The organism is Trinickia mobilis (assembly GCF_017315705.1).
Taxonomy (GTDB): domain Bacteria; phylum Pseudomonadota; class Gammaproteobacteria; order Burkholderiales; family Burkholderiaceae; genus Trinickia_A; species Trinickia_A mobilis.
Genome location: NZ_JAFLRF010000094.1, coordinates 1 through 3703 on the forward strand (window position 1 = coordinate 1; position 3703 = coordinate 3703).

Genomic DNA, 3703 nt, shown 5'->3' on the forward strand with positions numbered 1-3703 from the left:
CCGCGCCGCACGCGGCGAGCGCAGCGGCCCAGCCCGCGGCGGCGGCACTCGCTCCTGCACAGCCGGACGAGCCGCAGCCGGCCGCGCCGAAGCCCGCAGCCGCACCGGCCGCGTCGGCATCCGAAGACAAGAAGAGCCGCCCCGCCGCCGCAGCCGCGGCCGGCGAAGGCAGCTCGATTCGCGTCGGCGTCGAAAAGGTCGACCAGTTGATCAACCTCGTCGGCGAACTCGTCATCACGCAGGCGATGCTCGCCGAGACCACGAGCACGTTCGACCCGGCGCTGCACGACCGCCTCTACAACGGCATGGCGCAGCTCGAGCGCAACGCGCGCGACCTGCAGGAAGCGGTGATGTCGATCCGCATGATGCCGATGGACTACGTGTTCAGCCGCTTCCCGCGGCTCGTGCGCGATCTGGCCGCGAAGCTCGGCAAGGAAGTCGAGCTCGTCACGTTCGGTCAGGCCACGGAACTCGACAAGAGCCTCATCGAGCGCATCATCGATCCGCTCACCCACCTCGTGCGCAACAGCCTCGACCACGGCATCGAGACCGTCGAGACGCGCCGCGCGGCAGGCAAGGATTCGACCGGCCAGCTCGTGCTCTCGGCCGCGCACCACGGCGGCAACATCGTGATCGAGGTCAGCGACGACGGCGCGGGCCTGCGCCGCGACAAGATTCTCGCGAAGGCGGCGAAGCAGGGCATGCAGGTCAGCGAAACGATGAGCGACGAGGAAGTGTGGAACCTGATCTTCCTGCCGGGCTTCTCGACCGCCGAGCAGGTGACCGACGTGTCGGGCCGCGGCGTCGGCATGGACGTCGTGAAGCGCAACATCCAGTCGATGGGCGGCCACGTCGAGATCCAGTCGCAAGCGGGCAAGGGCAGCACCACGCGCATCGTCTTGCCGCTCACGCTCGCGATTCTCGACGGCATGTCGGTGAAGGTGGGCAGCGAGATCTTCATCCTGCCGCTGAACTTCGTGATGGAGTCGCTGCAGCCCAACGCCGAAGACATCTACACGGTCGCCGCCGGCGAGCGCGTCGTGCGCGTGCGCGGCGAGTATCTGCCGCTCGTGGCGCTGCACGAAGTGTTCTCGGTCGCCGAGGCGCGCACCGAGCCGACGCAGGGCATCGTCACGATCATGCAGACCGAGGGCCGGCGCTTCGCGATGCTGATCGACGAGCTGGTCGGCCAGCAGCAGGTGGTCGTGAAGAACCTCGAAACGAACTACCGCAAGGTGCACGGCATTTCGGCCGCGACCATCCTCGGCGACGGCAGCGTCGCGCTGATCGTGGACGTGGCGGCGCTCAACCGTGAGTCCCGTGCGTCGCACGGCGCTCTGAACTTTTCGTAATTCCCAACCGCTTGGGGGCTAACGTGGCAGAAGTCCAATCCAACCATTCCGCCGGCGCCGCCGGCCGCCGCGATGCGCTGCAAGGCGACGCAGCCGGGCAGGAGTTCCTCGTCTTCACGCTCGGCGCGGAAGAGTACGGCATCGACATCCTCAAAGTGCAGGAGATCCGCGGCTACGACAGCGTGACGCGCATCGCGAACGCCCCCGAGTTCATCAAGGGCGTGATCAACCTGCGCGGGATCATCGTGCCGATCGTCGACATGCGCATCAAGTTCCATCTGGGCCGTGTCGAGTACGACCATCAGACGGTCGTGATCATCCTGAACATCGCGCATCGCGTGGTCGGGATGGTGGTGGACGGCGTGTCCGACGTGCTCACGCTGTCCGTCGACCAGATCATGCCCGCGCCCGAATTCGGCGCGACGCTGACGGCCGAGTACCTGACGGGCCTCGGCACCGTCGACGGCCGCATGCTGATCCTGATGGACATCGAAAAACTGATGGCCAGCAAGGAGATGGCGCTGATCGAGAACCTCGCGCACTGATCCTGGTCCACGGAGACATTCACAATGCTGCACAACTGGTCGATCCGCACGACGCTGACGGCGATAGGCGTAGTGCTTTTTGCACTGACGGTCGCCGTCGGCGCGCTCGGTCTGTCGGCGCTCAACGGCGCGAGCCAGTCGCTCGCGACGCTCGCGCGCGGCGATCTGCCCGCCATCCATTCGCTCGACGACGCCGGCTCCTACCTGCTGCGCTCGCGCGTCGCGCTCGACCGCTTTCGCGCGCTGACCGAGGCGAACAACGCGGACGAAGCGAAGAAGGTGCTCGACCGCACGCAGGAGCTGCTCACGATGTCGAACACGGCGTGGCAGGCGTACCTGGATGCGCCGAAGGCCGACATGGACGGCGCGCTGCTAGACGACCTGAACGCGAAGCACACGAGCCTCTTGCACGACGGCGTCGAGCCGGAATTCGCGGCGGCGCGCGCGGGCGACCTCGCGGGCTACCACGCGATCGCCGACACCAAGATCAGCCCGATGTTCGTCGCCTTCGACAGCGCCGCGGCGCTCGTCATCAAGGCGCGCCAGCAGCACGCGGAGGCGCTGGACGCGCGCTCGCAAGCGCACATTTCGCTGATGAGCATGCTGATCGTCGCGGTGACGGCGCTCGCGCTCGTGCTCGTGGTGCTGATCCGTTTCGCGATGCGCGGCCTCATCGTGCAGCCGCTGCAGGACGCGATCGCGCATTTCGACCTCGTCGCCGCGGGCGACCTCACGCGTCCGGTGCACGTGTACAGCAAGAACGAGATCGGCCACCTGTTCGGCGGCATCAAGCGGATGCAGGACAGCGTCACCGCGATGGTGAAGTCGGTGCACGCCGGGACGGAATCGATCGACGTCGGCGCGCACGAAATCTCGATGGGCAACACCGATCTCTCGCAGCGCACCGAGCAGCAGGCCGCGTCGCTGCAGGAAACCGCGGCGAGCATGGAGCAGCTGACGGGCACCGTGCGCCAGAACGCCGAGAACGCGCGCCAGGCGAGCCAGCTGGCCGTGAACGCCTCCGATATCGCGATGCGCGGCGGCGAAGTGGTGCATCAGGTCGTCGAGACGATGCAGGACATCTCGACGAGCTCGAACAAGGTCGTCGACATCATCGGCGTGATCGAAGGCATCGCGTTCCAGACCAACATCCTCGCGCTGAACGCGGCTGTCGAAGCAGCGCGCGCGGGCGAGCAGGGCCGCGGCTTCGCGGTGGTCGCGGGCGAAGTGCGCAGCCTCGCGCAGCGCAGCGCTTCGGCGGCGAAGGAAATCAAGGCGCTGATCGGCGATTCGGCCGGCAAGGTGCAAAACGGCACGGCGCTCGTCGGCCGCGCGGGCACGACGATGGAAGAGATCGTGCAGGCCGTGCGCCGCGTGACCGACATCATGGGCGAGATCAGCGCGGCATCCGAAGAGCAGTCGACGGGGATCGAGCAGGTCAATCGCGCGGTCGCGCAGATGGACGACGTGACGCAGCAGAACGCGGCGCTCGTCGAAGAGGCGGCGGCTGCGGCCGCGTCGCTCGAAGAGCAGACGCGCAAGCTGAAGGCGGTGGTGGGCGCGTGGCGCGTCGCGGGCGATGCGGTCCACGCGGTGCAGCCGGTGGCGCGTGCAACGCGTGCGGCGCCGCGCGCCGTCGCGAACCGGGCGGCGATGGGCGCGCTGCCTGCGCCGAAGAAGGCGCAGGCGCGGCCCGCTCAGCTTGCCCAGCCGGCACCGCGTGAGCCGCAGTTGATGCCGCCGGCGCAACCGGCGTCCCAAGCGGCTCCGGCCGCGCCAGCCGCGCAGACGGCGCAGCCGTCCCGC

3 protein-coding genes are annotated in these 3703 nt (G+C 68.2%); all 3 read left to right on the forward strand.

Annotated features, from left to right (window positions below):
* The coding region (locus J3489_RS36925; RefSeq protein WP_207005726.1) for a chemotaxis protein CheW at positions 1-1352 on the forward strand (1352 nt) is incomplete at its 5' end.
* Between the two features lie 23 nt (positions 1353-1375).
* Positions 1376-1897, forward strand: a complete 522-nt coding sequence (gene cheW, locus J3489_RS36930) for a chemotaxis protein CheW (protein ID WP_207005727.1) — start codon at positions 1376-1378, stop codon at positions 1895-1897.
* A gap of 24 nt (positions 1898-1921) precedes the next feature.
* Positions 1922-3703, forward strand: a 1782-nt coding sequence (locus J3489_RS36935; protein ID WP_207005728.1) for a methyl-accepting chemotaxis protein, incomplete at its 3' end; no start/stop codon positions are given.